Raw genomic sequence first — 16337 nt, forward strand, 5'->3', positions numbered from 1 at the left:
TCGGATGAACAAAGATGCTTGAGATCAAGAATTTGCACGCGCGGATCGCCGAAGACGGCACGGAGATTCTCAAAGGCGTGGACCTGACCGTAGAGCCGGGAGAAGTGGCTGCGATCATGGGGCCGAATGGCTCCGGCAAGTCGACTCTCTCTTACGTGATTGCGGGTCGTGAGGATTATGAAGTCACCGAGGGTGACATCCTCTGGAATGGCGAGAGCATTCTGGAGATGGATCCGGCAGAGCGTGCCGCGGCAGGCGTGTTTCTGGCCTTTCAGTACCCGATGGAAATTCCCGGCGTTGCGACCATGGAATTCCTCAAGACGGCTCTCAACGCCCAGCGTGAAGCGCGCGGTGAAGATCCCTTGAAGATCCCCGAGCTGATGAAGCGCGTGAAGACCGCTTCCTCTGAACTTGAGATGGATCTGTCCATGCTCAAGCGGCCGCTCAATGTTGGTTTTTCGGGTGGTGAGAAGAAGCGCGCCGAAATCCTCCAGATGAAATTGCTGGAGCCGAAGCTCTGCGTTCTGGACGAGACAGACTCAGGGCTCGATATCGATGCGCTGAAGGTTGTCGCCGATGGGGTCAATCATCTGCGCAGTGAAGACCGGGCCTTCCTCGTGATCACTCACTATCAGCGCCTGTTGAACCATATCGTCCCCGACAGCGTCCATGTCCTCTACAAGGGCCGCGTTATCCGTTCCGGCGACAAGGGCCTGGCTCTTCAGCTTGAAGAGCAGGGTTATTCCGAAATCATCGGCGAAGCGGCCTGACGGAGCGCATGCATGACAGCTCATACACTTATCAAGAACACGCAGGCCGAGAGCGCGCTGATCGAAACCTTCGATAAGGTCATCGAGACGCTGCCCGGCACTGACTCCACGAGGACGGCGCGCAAGACGGCTATGGGAGGCATCTCGACGCGTGGTCTGCCGACCCGCCGCGTCGAGGCTTGGCACTATACGGACCTTCGCAACCGCCTGAAGGATGTTCCGCGCGGCGATGCGGCCAGAGATGGTGACACGCTTGCGCCGCTGGCCAATCACATGATCCGCGCCGATCTTTTTGGAGGCAAGGTCGCGGCGAATCTGCCTGAGGGCCTGAGTGTTTCGTCATTGCGCTCGCAGATTGAGACAGGCGCGCTCGACCAGAGGCTGGTGCCTGCCGACCCGGAGGATGTGGTCGGCGCTCTCAACGCGGCCTTCGTAGCCGAAGGCGTGGCGATCACGGTTGCCGATGGCGCCGTACTGGATACGCCGCTCGAACTCTCCGCCTTCCATGGCGAGGGGCAAGCGCATGCCCGCGTGCCTGTTTCCATTGGCAACAGCGCCAAAGCCACGATCATCGAGCGCCAGACCGGCTCTGGTCCCGCATTCGTGACCGGCATTACGGAGCTTTCTGTCGGTGACGACGCCGAACTTCTTTGGGTCCTGGTTCAGGAACAGTCCGATAGCTCGACCCAGCTTTCGCAGATGAAATTCACGCTCGGCAGGAATGCCAAGTTCACCCTCGCCATACTGAATGCGGGCGGCAAGCTCGTCCGCCATGAAGTGCGTGGCGTGCTGGAAGGTGAAGGGGGCGATTTCCAGATGCGCTGCGTCAACCTTTTGGGTGGCGACAGCCATGTCGACGTTACGATGGTGCTGGATCATATCGTGCCCGATACTACAGGCACCGAGATCGTCCGTAATATTGCGACCGGCAAGGCTTCTGGCGTCTTCCAGGGGCAGATCCGCGTGGCCAAGGAAGCGCAGAAGACCGATGCGCGCATGGCCTGCAACACCCTGCTGGTCTCTGATGAAGCCGATTTTTCGGCCAAGCCGGAGCTGGAGATTTTTGCCGATGACGTCGCATGCGGCCATGGGGCCACGGTGGCCGAGATCGATGAGGACCATCTCTTCTACCTGATGAGCCGCGGTGTACCGGAGCAGAAGGCTCGGGCCCTGCTGGTCAAGGCCTTCGTGGCCGAGATCATTGAAGAACTCGACAATGAGGCAATCGCCGACGCGCTTGTCGCCAAGGTCGATGACTGGTTCGAGACAAATGGCTGAGACCGCAACCATGGCCGACCCGCTGGCAGACTTCGACGTCGATGCCATCCGCGCGCAGTTCCCGATTCTGTCACGAGAAGTGCATGGCAAGCCGCTCGTCTATCTCGATAACGGGGCTTCGGCGCAGAAACCGCGAGCGGTGATCGACGCGATGAGCCGGATGTATGAAACAAGCTATGCCAATGTGCATCGCGGCCTTCATACATTGTCGAACGAGGCGACCGACGCCTTCGAGCAGGCACGTGAAACTGTGCGTCGTTTTCTCAATGCCGAGAGCATCGACGAAATCGTGTTCACCAAGAACACGACCGAAGGCATCAACCTTGTGGCCTACAGCTACGCCATGCCCGAGTTCAAAGAGGGTGACGAAATCATCCTCTCGATCATGGAGCATCATGCCAACATCGTGCCGTGGCATTTTCTGCGCGAGCGGAAGGGTGTGAAGCTGGTCTGGGTTCCCGTCAGAGATGACGGCTCCCTCCAGTTGGAAGACGTCGAAGCGGCCATTACCGATCGTACGCGTCTCATCGCCATGACGCATATGTCGAACGTGCTCGGCACGGTGACGCCGATGGCGGAGATCTGCGCGGTCGCGCGTGAACGCGGTATCCCCACCTTGGTCGACGGCAGCCAGAGCGCTGTCCACATGCCCGTCGACGTGCAGAAGCTCGGGTGCGACTGGTTCGTTTTCACCGGTCATAAGACCTATGGTCCGACCGGCGTCGGGGTGCTGTATGGCCGAAAGGAGCGGATGGAGCCAATGCGTCCGTTTCTCGGTGGCGGCGAAATGATCGAGGAAGTGACGACCGACAAGGTCTCCTACAATCATCCGCCGCACCGTTTCGAAGCGGGCACACCCAATATCGTTGAGGCGATCGGCTTGGCTGCCGCGCTGGAGTGGATGGATGAGGTGGGCCGCGACACGATTGCCGCTCATGAGGCTCGTCTGCGCGACTACGCTCACGAACGGCTCGGCGGCTTCAACTGGCTGCGTATCTTCGGGACCGCACCGGACAAGGCAGCCATCATCAGCTTCGAAATGGACGGTGTGCATGCTCATGATGTTTCAATGCTGATCGACCGGTCCGGCATTGCCGTAAGGGCGGGAACGCATTGCGCGCAGCCGCTACTGCAGCACTATGGCGTGACCAGTACCTGTCGCGCCTCCTTCGCGGTTTACAATACGCTGGAGGAAGTGGACAAACTGGCGGAGGCGCTTCAGAAGGCGCGCGATTTTTTTGGGTGAAGCCGATGAATAGCGAAACAGAACAGGCGGAAGGCGCGCAGAAGGTCTATTCCGCTTCCGCACTTCCGACCGAAGAACTGGCACGGATGACCGATGATATCATCGCCGCGCTGAAATCCGTCTACGATCCGGAAATCCCGGCCGATATTTATGAGCTTGGTCTGATCTACAAAGTCGATATTGAAGACGACCGCACTGTCAAGATCGACATGACACTCACCGCGCCGGGCTGTCCGGTGGCCGGGGAAATGCCTGGCTGGGTGCAGGACGCGGTCTCGACGGTCGAGGGGGTCCAGATGGTGGACGTCAATATGGTCTTCGACCCGCCCTGGACACCGGACCGGATGAGCGAAGAAGCCCAGGTTGCGGTTGGCTGGTACTGAGCGCAGGCGACGTATGGCGGCTTTCGCTTGATCCGATCGCGCCATTTCCCCATCTTAGGGGAAAGACAATGAACCGAACCGCCGGGCCTTGAACCCGGCCGGGAAGGAGCAGGAAATGGGTGTCCCACTCGTCAACATCACCGATGATGCGGCCGACCGTATTCGAGAAATCATCGCAAACCGGGAAAACGCGCAAGGCATTCGACTTGGTATCAAGAAGGGTGGCTGTGCCGGAATGGAGTACACGGTCGATCTGGTGACTGCGCCTGATCCGAAAGACGATTTCGTGGAGAAAGATGGCGCCCGGCTGTGGGTTGCTCCGGAAGCGATGCTTTTCCTGCTGGGTACCGAGGTCGGTTTCGAGAAGACCGCGCTGCGAACCGGGTTCACCTTTCACAATCCGAACGAGAGCAGCGCCTGCGGCTGTGGTGAGTCGGTCGAATTGAAGCCGGCCGACCTCAAGGCTCTGGCCGAAGCGCGCGGCGTGGCCTGATTATCGGAGGTTGGCGATGATGGATGACGAACATCTCGCCGATCTGTTTGCAGGCCTTGGGCCGATCTCGATCCGCCGCATGTTCGGCGGTAAGGGCATCTACCATCAAGGACTGATCTTCGCGCTCGAGATGAGCGATGGACGGCTCGTCCTTAAGGGAGATGCCACCAATGCACCCGATTACGAAGCTGCGGGCTGCACCCGCTGGACGTACTCAAGACCGGGGCGAAAGCCGACCCAAATGCCTTACTGGACGGCTCCGGATGAAGCGCTCGACAATTCCGATGCCATGAAACCATGGGCTATCAGCGCATTCGGCGCAGCATTGCGCGCCGATACGAAAGCGAACCGGTAACGTGTAGTAGTGGATAGCTTTGGGCCTGGCCGGTAACTTAGTTCAAACCGTTCATCATGAAGGCCGGCACTTCGTCGCCGAAGCCACGAGGCGCGGGGCCCATATCGTCGTTCTTGCGGCCCCGGCCCTTATTGCCGCCCTGGTTGCCGGATCGGCCTGACGTATTGTCGTTGGAATTTCTTGACCGGCCCTGCGACTTGGCAGGCTGATCCTTATCGGTATCTGCGGGTGCTGCCCGGCTCTCATCCTTCCGGCTCTTTTCAGCCTTGTCGGAAGAGGCCTGCTGATCGTCGCTCTCGCCAGTCTGCGCTGTCTCTTCTTTCGCAGGCGCCGATTCTTCAGGCGCTGCCGACTTTTCAGACGATTTGGTGCGACGCTTGCGACCCGTTGAAGAGCGGCTCCGGCTGCTCTTCTTGTCGTCGTCGTTCTGTTGTTCCTGAAGCGAGGACAAATCGCCGCCAACCCACTCAACGTCCTGCTCGATCAGCTTCAATACGGAGTCGAGATACTTTTCGTCGGATTTGGAGACGAGCGTGAAGCTCTTGCCGAGGCGACCCGCCCGGCCGGTGCGACCGATCCGGTGAACATAATCCTCGGCATGTCGCGGAATATCGAAGTTGAAAACGTGGCTGACATCGGGAATGTCGAGACCGCGTGCGGCCACATCGGAAGCGACGAGAAGACGCAGCTTGCCATTGCGAAATGCTTCCAGCGTCGCCATACGCGCCCGCTGGTCCATATCACCATGAAGGGCGCCAGCGTCGTAATCATGCTTGGTCAGGGACCGGAAAAGCGAAGAGACGTCGACCTTGCGATTGCAGAAAATAATCGCGTTCTTGAGATCATCACCTTCCGCATTGATCAGTTCGCGTAATTTGGCGCGCTGTTCGTAATCCTTCTTGCCGACAGCCACGAGCTTCTGCTCGATCGTCGTGGACGTCGACGAGGCGCGGGAAACCTCGACCTTCACTGGTGCCTGAAGAAACTGCTCGGTGAGACGCTGAATTTCCGGCGGCATGGTGGCCGAGAAGAACAGAGTCTGACGCGTGAACGGTATCAGTTTGCAGATGCGCTCGATGTCCGGGATAAATCCCATATCGAGCATCCGGTCGGCCTCGTCGATCACGAGAATTTCGACCCCTGTCAGCAGCAGCTTGCCACGTTCGAAATGGTCGAGCAGACGGCCCGGCGTCGCGATCAGAACATCGGCACCGCGTTCGAGTTTCTTTTCCTGCTCGTCAAAGGAGACGCCGCCGATCAGAAGGGCGACATTCAGCCGGCGATGATTCTTGCCGTATTTGACGAAATTCTCTTCGACCTGAGCTGCCAGTTCGCGCGTCGGCTCGAGAATGAGCGTACGCGGCATCCGTGCCCGGGCACGTCCCTTCTCCAGAAGCGTCAGCATAGGCAGCGTAAAGGAGGCTGTCTTGCCCGTGCCGGTCTGCGCTATGCCGAGAACGTCCTTGCGCTGCAAGGCATGGGGAATAGCGCCCGCCTGGATCGGGGTCGGCTGCGTGTAGCCAGCATCCTCGACGGCCGAAAGCACTTTCTTCGACAAGCCGAGTTCGGCAAAGCTGGGTGTCTGGGTTTGGGTCTCGCTATCCGAAACGGTCACGGTCATCCGGTCTTGGAACAGGCGCGGCACGCGATAGGGGCGTCGGCGGCGCAAACGGAAAAAGGGGCGTGCTTCAGCCTGCCCCGCGTAACGGCGACCTAGTCCCAACCATCAGGAGAGTCAAGGGAACCGGCCGTTTCACATCCCAATTCCTGCTTTCTGAACCGATTTTAGCGTCTTAGTAGCGAAACTGCTCCAGCAGAATGCGCTCGTCCCAGCCGTGGCTTCGGTCGAAAAGAATGGTCGCGGAGAGCGAACGGCTTTCGCGAACCGTGACCGACTGAACGCTTTTGATCTCGGTGTGGTCAGCGACGGCGTTGACTGGGCGTTTGTCGGGCTCGAGGATATCCAGATCGACGGTCGACTGGTTCGGGAGCAGGGCGCCACGCCAGCGGCGCGGGCGAAAGGGACTGACGGGCGTCAGGGCGAGAAGAGGTGCGGAGAGCGGCAGGATCGGTCCGTGCGCCGAGAGGTTATAGGCCGTGGAGCCGGCGGGTGTCGCCACCATCAGTCCGTCGCAAATCAGTTCTTCCATGCGCAGCCGGCCATCGATCAGAATGCGGATCTTGGCAGCCTGGTAAGACTGCCGCAACAGCGAAACCTCGTTGAGCGCAGCGGCGTGATGATCGTTTCCGCTAAGATCCGTTGCGATCATCCGCAAGGGGCGGATGGTTTCGCCTTCCGCTTCCTCGATCCGTTCGACGAGCCCGTCATCGGAATAGTCGTTCATTAGAAAGCCGACCGAGCCGCGGTTCATTCCGAAGATGCGGACATCGGTGTCCATATGATCGTGAAGGGTTTGGAGCATGAAACCGTCGCCACCAAGGGCGACGATGACGTCGGCATCGATGCTCTCGTGATGGCCGTATCGCTCCATGAGCCTTTCGGCTGCAGCGGCGGCCTCATCGGTATCGCTGTGGACGAAAGAGAGTTTCATATGCGTGCAGGAGCTCTGTCTCGATGGTTGATTAGCCGGGTCGAAGGCAAAGTAGAGGTCACGGCAAAATGCGCAACCACCTGCGAACTATTCACTTTCGTAGACGCGCATGAGGATCCACGCGGCGGGGCGGGGAGCCCACAATCATCATCGGTGAGGTGAAGTGATGGTGCCCCCGGACGGAGTCGAACCGCCGACCTTCGGTTTACAAAACCGCTGCTCTACCAGCTGAGCTACAAGGGCTTCCGATACGAGGCCCTGATATGCTGCAACGACGTCTCATGCAAGAGGGGAACCCTCATTCATGGGGCGCATTGCCTACCTTGAGTAGAAAAATCGAGGAGGCAATTGGAAAATGAGCCAATTGAGCGGTCGTGTCAGCCATTGCGAAGGCGAAATCAGAGAAGCCGGCGATGCTGTCGTGTACTGGAGTGTGCTGGCTCATCGTGTCGCGGACAATGCAGCCTTGGCCGAGGCCATTCGTCTGGCAAACAAATACGGCAAACGTTGTCTGGTTGTGGCAAGTCTCAGCATTCATGGATCGTCGCTGACGAAACGGCAAGCGAAGTTCGCAGTCGAAGGCCTTGAAGAGATGCGCTCGGAATTGGGCGATCGCGACATACCCTTCCTGTTTCTGGCCGAATGCGACGATGGATTGCCGCAAGGCGTGCTCGAGCGGGCGGCGGCCGTGGTGACCGACTTCGGCTATCTGAGCCACCACAAGAAACAACGCGAAACGCTTGGCCGTGTCTTCGGCGGGCGGGTCGAAGCCGTGGAAAACATGGTATGCGTGCCGGTCCTCGTCGCATCCGACAAACAGGAATACGCGGCGCGGACGATCCGTGACAAACTGACCGAGCGTCTCGACGACTGGTTGGCCGAGGCGGAGGTACCCACTCTGGAAAACACGACAGGCCTTCGCTTCGACCTGGAGGAGAGCCCACTCGACTGGAAAAGCCTCACCGATCGAATGGAACTTGAGGGAGGAGAACCTGTCGATTGGATCGAGGGCGGCACATCTCGTGCCCGTAGCCGCCTGACGAGTTTTCTCCGCAGCGATCTGGACACCTATGCGGACGATCGGTCCGACGCCAATGAGGAGAATGTTTCCCTTCTCTCGCCCTATCTCCGGTTTGGCCATATCGCGCCCGGCGAGATCGTTCGGAAGGCGCGCGACGCAAAGGGAAGCGCTGAAGCGTTCGTTGAAGAGCTTGTCGTGAGGCGTGAGCTGGCGTGCAATTTCTGTCATTTCTCCGACGATTACGACAGTCTCGATGCACTACCGGATTGGGCGCGCGAAACGCTCGACGACCATGAGAGCGACGAGCGCGATCCGAAATACGGGGCCACGGCGCTGGAGAATGCAAAAACCGACGATGAGGTTTGGAACACAGCAATGGAGGAAATGAAGACACGCGGCTACTTGCACAATCATCTGCGGATGTTCTGGGGGAAATATGTCGCCAAGACGATGCGCGATCCGAAGACAGCGCATAAGACCCTTCTCGATCTCAATAATCGCTACTTTCTGGATGGCGGCGATCCGAACAGTTTCGCAAACACGCTATGGGTCTTCGGACTCCATGATCGCGCATTTCAGGAAAACCAAGTGCTCGGCAAGGTGCGTCCGATGGGACACGGCGCGCTCGAACGAAAATTCGATCTCGAGCAGTGGGTTGCCGAACGGCAAGAGGGTAAATCCTGAGAGTGTTGCTCAGGCCGCCTTCGCTTTAACCGTGCAATCGGCTTGTTGTGCGAACCAGTTCAACAGCCGGACCTCTCCGCCATCAAGCCACTCCTCATCCTGGGCATCGATGGCAGCTAGCTGTTCGCAGAGCTGATTTTCATGCCACGCATCGATCACCGTCGGATGGATGTACTGGCTTCGACACACCGTTCGGGTATTTCCGAGAACTGACGCGACTTCATCGATGGCGCTGTTCAGCACCATCGCCTGCTGACGCTTGGTTTCAGGAAGATCAATACCCTGAAGCGCGTCGGCAGCGAGGACCGTCGCCGTCCAGGTCCGAAAGTCCTTGGCCGAAAAATCTTCTTCGAGGGTTTCGCGAATATAGTCATTCACGTCGTGACTGCGGACCGGGTGTCGTTTGCTGTCATCGCCCTGATATTTGAAGAGGTGCTGCCCCGGCAGTTCCGAAATCGAGCGGATGACACGCGCAATGCGGCGATCCGTCAAGGAGAGGTCCCAGTCCTTTCCACTCTTTCCCGTGAAAGTGAAGCGGATGCGTGAATGACCGAGGTCAAGATGACGCTTCTTGAGGGTGGTTAGCCCGAAACTGCGGTTCTTCTTGGCATAACGCACATTGCCAATACGGATCATCGTGTTGTCGAGCAGCCAGACGACAAGGGCGATCGCCTTGTCTTTCGGCATACCATGGCGCCGTAAATCCTGGTCCACGCGCTGGCGCAGGGTGGGCAGGGTTGTCCCGAACATTGGCAGTGTCTCGAATTTCAGACGGCTCTGCTGCTCCATCCATTCGGGGTGATACCGGTATTGTTTTCGCCCCTTGGCGTCACGGCCAGTCGCCTGAATGTGACCTCGCGGATCCGGGCAGAGCCAGACATCCGTCCACGCCGGCGGAATCGCCAGGGCGTTCAGCCGCTCACGAATCGATGCATCGTCGATACGGTGGCCTTTTTTGTCGCGATAGGTATAGCCCTTGCCGGCGCGTCGGCGGCTCCAGCCCGTCTCTTCATCTGTGACGTAGACGAGGCAAGCACGATCAGCGAGCTGCTCATAATAATCCTCGGCTTCAGGATCCGGTAGCGGCTCAAACGAGATATGGTCGGGACCTGACTCCAGCACGCGATACAACTCCAACCAACGCCAACATTGCGCAATGATGCTCGCAAAACGGGTAGAGGGAGCGTTCGGTTCCCGGGGCCGCCAGGCTAGTCGCTCTTCGGAGGATAGATCCGGCTCACGTCACGCGGCAGGCGCTGTGGCGCTTCTTCCGTGGGCTGATCGGTAAAGCCTTCGGTGTCGGTGCGCTTGTAGAAATCGCGCTCGATTGCCACGGGCGAGACGCAGAACGCCGTTACGAGCTCCGCCACTGAACGCAGCGCATGGAGGTGTATCCGCTCATATCCATGGCTGGAATCCACGCCAAAGGTGGCAAGCGCGGTGCGAACGTCTGCTCCGGCCTCGAGAGCGGAAGCTGAATCTGAACGGTAATATCGGAAGACATCCTTCTGAAAACGAATGTCATTTTCCTCGCAGAGTTCCACCAGCTTTTTTGTCAGATGGTAGTCGAACGGACCGGTCTGATCGGCCATTGCGATCGTCACACCGAATTCGTCCGAATTCTGGCCTGGCGCGGTGGTACCGTTATCGATGGCGAGCAGTGAGGCGATATCGTTGGAGACCATGGAGGCCGCGCCGACGCCAACCTCCTCAGCGATCGTAAAGAGCCAGTGAATATCGACCGGTGTCTCGACCTGCTCGTTCTGCAGAGCGGAAAGCGCCGCGAGGCTTGCTGCCACACCGGCCTTGTTGTCCAGATGCCGTGACACGATGAAGCCGTTCGGCAGAAATTCCGGCTGCGGGTCGATGGCAACGATATCGCCGATCTCGATCCCAAGCCTGTGGGTTTCTTCCGGCGAACGGGTTAGCGCATCGATACGCATCTCGACATTGTCCCAGCTGACGGGCTGCGTATCGATCTCTTCATCGAACGTATGGCCGGACGATTTGAGTGGGAGAATTGTGCCGCGATAGCCGCCCTTGCGGGAGAAGACGGTTGCGCGTGCGCCCTCGGCAAAGCGCGATGACCATGTCCCGATCGGCACGAGAGAGGGGCGGCCGTTTGGTCGTATGTTCTTGACCTGAGCCCCAAGCGTATCGAGGTGGGTCACGATCGCACGGGCACCACGGATGTCGCGGCCCCTCCGGATGGCGCGGATCGCGCCGCGGCGTGTCAACTCCACCGTCAATCCGAGGTCGTCGAGCATATCGGCGACCCGAAGCGTGACGGTGTCCGTGTAGCCGGTTGGACTGGGGATATCTAAAAGTTCCGAAAGGACGCTCGAAAGATAGTTCGTGTCGATCGGCAGTCGATTCATGCAGTATTCTCCGAATGGGCTACGCGAAGCGCTTCCCTGGCTGCATAAGGCATCGATAGCGGAAAGAGTAGGTCTATAAAGCGTTCGGCAGTGGGTTGTGGCTCATGATTGGCGAGGCCGGGACGCTCATTGGCTTCAATGAAAGCGTAGTCGGAGCCTCTGTGACTTTTCACCATGAAGTCGATCCCCGTGACGGGAATATTGATCGCACGCGCCGCCCGGATCGCCGCGTCGACCAGTGTCGGATGCACTTCTCCGGTCACGTCGTGAATGGTGCCGCCTGTGTGAAGATTAGCGGTTCTGCGGACCTGAAGGACCTCGCCTTCGGGCAGAATATCGGTCAGTTCATATCCACCGGCCCGACACGTGCCTTCTGTATCCTCGTCCAAGGGAATCTTCGATTCTCCGCCCGTAGCGGCACTGCGCCGGCGGCTCTGGTGCTCGATCAAGGCCTCAACGGCCAATTTACCGTCGCCGACGATCTGGGCCGGTCGGCGGATGGCCGCTGCGACGAGCTTGTAATTGATGATGATCAGACGGAGGTCATCGCCCTGAACCATCTGCTCGATCAGAACTTCATCTGCGACCTTCTGCGCCGTCTTGATCGCGGCTTCCAGTTCCTCCTCCGTCTCGACCCCGACGGTAATTCCGCGTCCCTGCTCGCCGCGTGAGGGCTTGACCACCAGCGTGGAATGCTCGCGCAAAAAATCACGCATCCGATCATCGGATACGTCGCCGGTAATCTGCTCGGGCACCCGCACGCCGGCTTTTTCGACAATCCGCCGGGTGACGGATTTGTCGTCGCAAATGCTCATCGCGATAGCTGATGTAAATTCTGTCAGGCTTTCGCGGCATTGAATGGTCCGCCCCCCGTAGGACAGGCGAAAAAAACCGCCCTCGGCGTCAGTCACTTCGACGTAAATGCCCCGTCGCCGCGCTTCATCCACGATGATCTTGGCATAGGGGTTGAGGTCCGGGTCATTGTTAGGGCCGCTGAAGAGCTGCTCGTTGATCGCGTTCTTGCGTTTGACGGTGAAATAGGGAACCCGACGGAAACCGAGCTTTTCGTAGAGCGAGATCGCACTGTCATTATCGTGCAGGACCGTCAGGTCCATGAAGGATGCGTTACGCTCTGCAAAATGCTGTGCGAGACGGTGGACGAGTGCCTGCCCAATTCGACTCTGGCGCGCCTGCGGATCAACGGCAAGGCACCACAGCGAGGAGCCTCGCTCCGGATCCCCAAAAGCCTGAAGATGATCGACGCCGGTGACCGTACCGATCACCGAGCCTGTCTGTTCGTCCTCCGCCACGAAATAGGTGAGGGCCCGCGCATCGCGGTGCGACCAGAAGAATTCGGGCGGCACGGGGACCATGCCCCGCGTCTGGTAGATGCGGTTCACCTCTTCCGCATCGCTCTGGGAAGAAAGGCGCCGGATGAAGAAATTGCTCGGCTCCTGACTGGGCGGCGCATAGTTCTTCAGGTCGATGCGAAAGGTGTGCGAAGGGTCGAGAAACAGCTCATGCGGTGCAAGCGAAAGCAGCACATGCGGATCGTCTACGTAAACAGCGATGTCGCGTGCATCGGCGCGTTCGCGGCGAAGCGTCTCGATCAGCGCCTGTCCGTCGTCGAACGTCTGGCCGAAAACGAGACGGCCCCAGCCGCAATCGAGGCTGTAATTTTCGGTTGGCCCTTCGGAGGTGGTCATGGTCAGCCGCTCCCGACATTGTGGGATTGAAGCCACATCTCCAGAAGCGCGACCTGCCAGAGTTCGGAGCCGCGCAGGGGGGTGATGTGGTCGGTGGGGTTGGCGAAAAGGTCGTCCAGATAGCTCTGGCGGAATAGCCCGCGATCTTTCGCGGCCTGGCTGGAAAGGGCGTCCTGGACCATTTCCAGATAGGGACCCGAAATGTACTTCAGCGCGGGAACCGGGAAGTAGCCCTTCTTGCGATCGATGACTTCGGACGGGATTACCTTGCGGGCGGCCTCTTTCAGTACGCCCTTGCCGCCATGCGCCAGCTTGTGCTCCGGCGGAATGGTCGCAGCCAGTTCGACCAGCTCGTGATCGAGGAAGGGGACCCGGGCTTCGAGTCCCCACGACATGGTCATGTTGTCGACCCGCTTGACGGGATCGTCGACCAGCATCACCTGACTGTCGAGACGCAAGGCCCGATCGACGGGCGTGTCCGCATCACCCGCCAGAAGATGCTGCCGCACCAGTTCGCGGCTGGCATCCGTTTCCGCCAGCCAGTCGTCGGATAGATGCGTCGCCATCTTGGCCTGATCGCGATCGAAGAACACTTTTGCGTAATCCGAAACGACGTCGTTGGAACTCATCAAAGGCGGATACCAGTGATACCCGGCGAAAACCTCGTCAGCACCCTGGCCGGACTGCACCACGCGGATCTGTTTGGAGACCTCGCGCGACAGGAGAAAGAAGCCGACATTGTCATAGGACACCATCGGCTCGCTCATGGCATGGATCGTGGCCGGCAACTCCTTGATGAGATCGGCCGACGGGACGAAGATCTTGTTGTGATCGGTGCCGAAATGCTCGGCGATCAGATCGGAATATTCGAATTCATCGCCTTTCTCGCCATGGGCCTCCTCGAACCCGATCGAGAAGGTCTTCAGATCGTGCTGACCCTGTTCGGCCAGCAGTCCGACTATGACGGAACTGTCGACACCGCCGGACAGAAGAACACCCACCGGCACGTCGGCAACCATACGCCGTTGTACCGAAAGGCGGAGCGCTTCGAGCACACGGTCGCGCCAGTCGTCGAAAGACAGATTGCTGTCTTCGGCGCGGCGCGTATAGGGCGGCTGCCAGTAGATCCGATCACTCTCATTGCCCTTCGCATCGATCCGGCGGATCGTCGCTGGCGGAAGTTTCCGCACGCCGTTCAGGATCGTACGGGGAGGGGGCACGACGGCGTGAAAGCTCATATAATTGTGCAGCGCGTCCCGATCGATGGACGTATCGACGTCACCCGCCTCGATGAGTGCGGGGAGCGTCGACGCAAAACGCAGTCTTTTGCCCTGTCGGCTGAAATAGAGAGGCTTGATGCCGAAACGGTCGCGCGCCATCACGGCTTCGCCGGTGTCGCGATTGTAGATGCAGAACGCGAACATGCCGTGGAAACGGCTGACGCATTCGTCCCCCCACGCATGAAATGCCTTCAGGATCACTTCCGTGTCGCCGGTCGAAAAGAAGTTGTATCCCAGCCCCTCCAGTTCGCCTCGCAGCTGAGGGTAGTTGTAGATGCAGCCGTTGAATACGATCGTCAGCCCGAGCTGCGGATCGACCATCGGCTGCTGCGCTTTTTCCGAAAGATCGATGATCTTCAGCCGGCGATGGCCGAATGCTGCCCTACCATGTCCGACGAGGCCTGACCCGTTGGGGCCGCGCTGCTGCATGCACGAGACCATCCGGCCGACCGCGGCCGTATCGGCCCATTCCCCGTCGAAGCGGATTTCTCCGGCAATGCCGCACATGTATTTACCCCTCTTTTTGAAAAGCGCTCGTACGCGATAGTCTGGTTATCTCACATGGTTCTTCGCCCTAGCGAGACAAGGTGTTCGCGGTTGCGAAGGTACGATGGTTTTATTCGTCCGGCACCACGAGATCGGGAAGGCGCGAAAACGCATGTTTCAAAGCGTCTGACCATCCGTGAGAAATGGCCCGGAAATCCTCGTCATGCTCGTCGAAGCGACGGAAGGGGCCGACCTTGAAACTGTCTCTCTTGTAAACGCCCATATCGATGGGAAGGCCGACGGACAGGTTCGAGCGAAGCGTGGAATCAAACGAAATGAGCAACAGCTTCGCCGCTTCGGCGAAGTCCATCTGCGGATCATAGGCACGGCTCAAAATCGGACGGCCATATTTGATCTCCCCGATCTGGAAGAACGGGTTGTCGGCTTTCGCTTCAATGAAGTTGCCTTCAGGATAGATCAGGAAGAGGCGCGGGTCGCTGCCGGCTATCTGACCACCGAGAATCATGGTCGCCGAAAAGGCGTGGGCTGTCGGCTGATCGTCGTGAATGCGCATATTCGCGACAACTTCGTTCAGCGTTTCGCCGACGAGCTTGGCGGTCTGAAACATCGACAGCGTTCGGAAAATCGACGGATCGCGATCATCGGGCGCCTTGCTGCGCTCTTCGAGCAGGCCGACGACAGCTTGGGTGGTCGCCAGATTGCCGGACGAAAGAAGGATCATCGACCGTTCGCCGGAGATCTCGAATGTATGCATTTTCTTGACACGCGAGACGTCGTCAACGCCCGCATTCGTGCGCGTGTCGCTCATGAAAATAAGCCCGCGCTCAAGCATCATCGCCACGCAATAGGTCAAGAGCCGACTCCCACGTTCGAGCGTCGAGACCGGCTATTGCTGCTCGACGTCCAGGGTGACCGTTAGACGTTCACCTTCCGCACCGACCCGCACCCCGCTGACCGGACTGACATCAGTATAATCGCGACCGGCCGCGATTCGCACATAGCGTTCGTCGGGGCATCGGCGGTTTGTGGGATCGAAACCGACCCAGCCGAGGTCAGGCACGAAGACTTCAGCCCAGCCATGGGAGGCATCGCCTCCTTTGTCATTGCCCGAAACGAAGTAGCCAGAGGTGTAGCGGGCCGGCAGGTCAAGGTGACGCGCGGCCGCCAAAAAGATGTGGGTTAAATCCTGGCAGACACCTTTCTTTCCTGCCAAGGCATCTGCTGCGGTGGTGCCGACGTGTGTTGCGCCGGGTTCATATTCCACCGTTTCCGCGATCGTATCCATCAGCCGGTGAAGCATATCGATATGGTCGTCTTTCCGCGTGCTTTCCGCCAATGCGATGATCTCATCGTTGGGGGAAGTCAGTTCCGTGAAGCTGGTATAGACGAACAAGGGCATGACCCCTGGCGAACGCTCCATTACGCCTTTCGTGTCCGACGTCACAATAGTGCCCTGGGCCGAGACCTCGATGCTGTCCGTATCGGCGTCAGCCCGCAGCAGAACGATCTCATTGCCGAAGGCATCCCGAGAGGTCACCTGAGTGGTCGCTCCGCCCACATTCAGCTGCCACTGTTCGACCTCCTGTCGGAAATCGCTCAACGGCGTAAGCCGCACCTTCTGTAGAACGAAGTCGGGCGGCGATTTATATTTGTAACGGCTCGTATGCTGGATCTTGATGCGCAT

15 protein-coding genes and 1 tRNA gene are annotated in these 16337 nt (G+C 59.0%); 7 read left to right on the forward strand and 9 right to left on the reverse strand.

The genetic code is table 11. The features are described 5' to 3' along the window. Nucleotides 1-14: 14 nt before the first annotated feature. The 6 genes from sufC (at nt 15) to D8780_RS05690 (ending at nt 4525) form a co-directional block, all read left to right on the forward strand. Nucleotides 15-770 carry a Fe-S cluster assembly ATPase SufC gene (sufC, locus tag D8780_RS05665; protein ID WP_121644734.1) on the forward strand — a complete coding sequence of 252 codons (756 nt, stop codon included), beginning with the start codon at nt 15-17 and terminating at the stop codon, nt 768-770. Nucleotides 771-782: 12 nt separating this feature from the next. Next, nucleotides 783-2048, forward strand: a complete 1266-nt coding sequence (gene sufD / locus D8780_RS05670; RefSeq protein WP_121644735.1) for a Fe-S cluster assembly protein SufD — start codon at nt 783-785, stop codon at nt 2046-2048. 10 nt (nt 2049-2058) lie between these two features. Beyond that, a complete protein-coding gene (locus tag D8780_RS05675) occupies nt 2059-3294 on the forward strand; it encodes a cysteine desulfurase (protein WP_121646397.1) in 1236 nt (411 codons plus the stop codon). Nucleotides 3295-3299: 5 nt separating this feature from the next. Beyond that, nucleotides 3300-3677, forward strand: a complete 378-nt coding sequence (locus tag D8780_RS05680) for an SUF system Fe-S cluster assembly protein (RefSeq protein ID WP_121646398.1) — start codon at nt 3300-3302, stop codon at nt 3675-3677. A 115-nt stretch (nt 3678-3792) separates the two neighbouring features. After that, on the forward strand, nt 3793-4170 hold the full coding sequence (gene sufA / locus D8780_RS05685) for a Fe-S cluster assembly scaffold SufA (protein WP_121644736.1): 378 nt from the start codon (nt 3793-3795) through the stop codon (nt 4168-4170). A 19-nt stretch (nt 4171-4189) separates the two neighbouring features. After that, the gene (locus D8780_RS05690) at nt 4190-4525 is read left to right on the forward strand and encodes a TfoX/Sxy family protein (protein ID WP_121646399.1); all 336 of its coding nucleotides are present in this window, start codon (nt 4190-4192) and stop codon (nt 4523-4525) included. A gap of 37 nt (nt 4526-4562) precedes the next feature. Here D8780_RS05690 and D8780_RS05695 read toward each other — a convergent pair whose 3' ends face one another. The 3 genes from D8780_RS05695 to D8780_RS05705 form a co-directional block, all read right to left on the reverse strand. Beyond that, entirely contained in the window at nt 4563-6140 is a 1578-nt protein-coding gene (locus D8780_RS05695) for a DEAD/DEAH box helicase (RefSeq protein WP_245412276.1), read from the reverse strand. A 178-nt stretch (nt 6141-6318) separates the two neighbouring features. After that, nucleotides 6319-7077, reverse strand: coding sequence for an NAD kinase (locus D8780_RS05700; RefSeq protein WP_121644738.1), 759 nt, complete (start codon nt 7075-7077; stop codon nt 6319-6321). 167 nt (nt 7078-7244) lie between these two features. After that, nucleotides 7245-7320: transfer RNA gene (locus D8780_RS05705), tRNA-Thr, on the reverse strand. A 112-nt stretch (nt 7321-7432) separates the two neighbouring features. On the opposite strand from D8780_RS05705, the gene D8780_RS05710 reads away from it, so the two are divergent. Then, the gene (locus tag D8780_RS05710; RefSeq protein ID WP_121644739.1) at nt 7433-8782 is read left to right on the forward strand and encodes a deoxyribodipyrimidine photo-lyase; all 1350 of its coding nucleotides are present in this window, start codon (nt 7433-7435) and stop codon (nt 8780-8782) included. 9 nt (nt 8783-8791) lie between these two features. Here D8780_RS05710 and D8780_RS05715 read toward each other — a convergent pair whose 3' ends face one another. The 6 genes from D8780_RS05715 to D8780_RS05740 form a co-directional block, all read right to left on the reverse strand. After that, on the reverse strand, nt 8792-9904 hold the full coding sequence (locus D8780_RS05715; RefSeq protein WP_147440289.1) for a DNA topoisomerase IB: 1113 nt from the start codon (nt 9902-9904) through the stop codon (nt 8792-8794). An 86-nt stretch (nt 9905-9990) separates the two neighbouring features. Continuing rightward, nucleotides 9991-11160 (reverse strand): osmoprotectant NAGGN system M42 family peptidase, encoded by a 1170-nt coding sequence (locus tag D8780_RS05720; protein ID WP_121644741.1) that lies wholly within the window; start codon nt 11158-11160, stop codon nt 9991-9993. After that, nucleotides 11157-12866, reverse strand: coding sequence for an N-acetylglutaminylglutamine synthetase (ngg, locus tag D8780_RS05725; RefSeq protein ID WP_121644742.1), 1710 nt, complete (start codon nt 12864-12866; stop codon nt 11157-11159). The genes D8780_RS05720 and ngg overlap by 4 nt, the downstream gene beginning before the upstream one ends. Before the next feature lie 2 nt (nt 12867-12868). After that, nucleotides 12869-14653, reverse strand: coding sequence for an N-acetylglutaminylglutamine amidotransferase (locus D8780_RS05730; protein ID WP_121644743.1), 1785 nt, complete (start codon nt 14651-14653; stop codon nt 12869-12871). A 109-nt stretch (nt 14654-14762) separates the two neighbouring features. Beyond that, nucleotides 14763-15506, reverse strand: coding sequence for a proteasome-type protease (locus D8780_RS05735; RefSeq protein ID WP_121644744.1), 744 nt, complete (start codon nt 15504-15506; stop codon nt 14763-14765). 33 nt (nt 15507-15539) lie between these two features. Then, nucleotides 15540-16337, reverse strand: a complete 798-nt coding sequence (locus D8780_RS05740) for a transglutaminase family protein (protein ID WP_121644745.1) — start codon at nt 16335-16337, stop codon at nt 15540-15542.

The sequence above is a fragment of the Notoacmeibacter ruber genome (assembly GCF_003668555.1).
GTDB classification, from domain to species: Bacteria; Pseudomonadota; Alphaproteobacteria; order Rhizobiales; family Rhizobiaceae; genus Notoacmeibacter; species Notoacmeibacter ruber.

Coding starts and splice junctions, on each gene's coding strand:
- sufC (WP_121644734.1), top strand. CDS start 15: ATGCTTGAGATCAAGAATTTGCACGCGCGGATCGCCGAAGACGGCACG.
- sufD (WP_121644735.1), top strand. CDS start 783: ATGACAGCTCATACACTTATCAAGAACACGCAGGCCGAGAGCGCGCTG.
- D8780_RS05675 (WP_121646397.1), top strand. CDS start 2,059: ATGGCCGACCCGCTGGCAGACTTCGACGTCGATGCCATCCGCGCGCAG.
- D8780_RS05680 (WP_121646398.1), top strand. CDS start 3,300: ATGAATAGCGAAACAGAACAGGCGGAAGGCGCGCAGAAGGTCTATTCC.
- sufA (WP_121644736.1), top strand. CDS start 3,793: ATGGGTGTCCCACTCGTCAACATCACCGATGATGCGGCCGACCGTATT.
- D8780_RS05690 (WP_121646399.1), top strand. CDS start 4,190: ATGGATGACGAACATCTCGCCGATCTGTTTGCAGGCCTTGGGCCGATC.
- D8780_RS05700 (WP_121644738.1), bottom strand. CDS start 7,077: ATGAAACTCTCTTTCGTCCACAGCGATACCGATGAGGCCGCCGCTGCA.
- D8780_RS05710 (WP_121644739.1), top strand. CDS start 7,433: ATGAGCCAATTGAGCGGTCGTGTCAGCCATTGCGAAGGCGAAATCAGA.
- D8780_RS05720 (WP_121644741.1), bottom strand. CDS start 11,160: ATGAATCGACTGCCGATCGACACGAACTATCTTTCGAGCGTCCTTTCG.
- ngg (WP_121644742.1), bottom strand. CDS start 12,866: ATGACCACCTCCGAAGGGCCAACCGAAAATTACAGCCTCGATTGCGGC.
- D8780_RS05730 (WP_121644743.1), bottom strand. CDS start 14,653: ATGTGCGGCATTGCCGGAGAAATCCGCTTCGACGGGGAATGGGCCGAT.
- D8780_RS05740 (WP_121644745.1), bottom strand. CDS start 16,337: ATGCGCATCAAGATCCAGCATACGAGCCGTTACAAATATAAATCGCCG.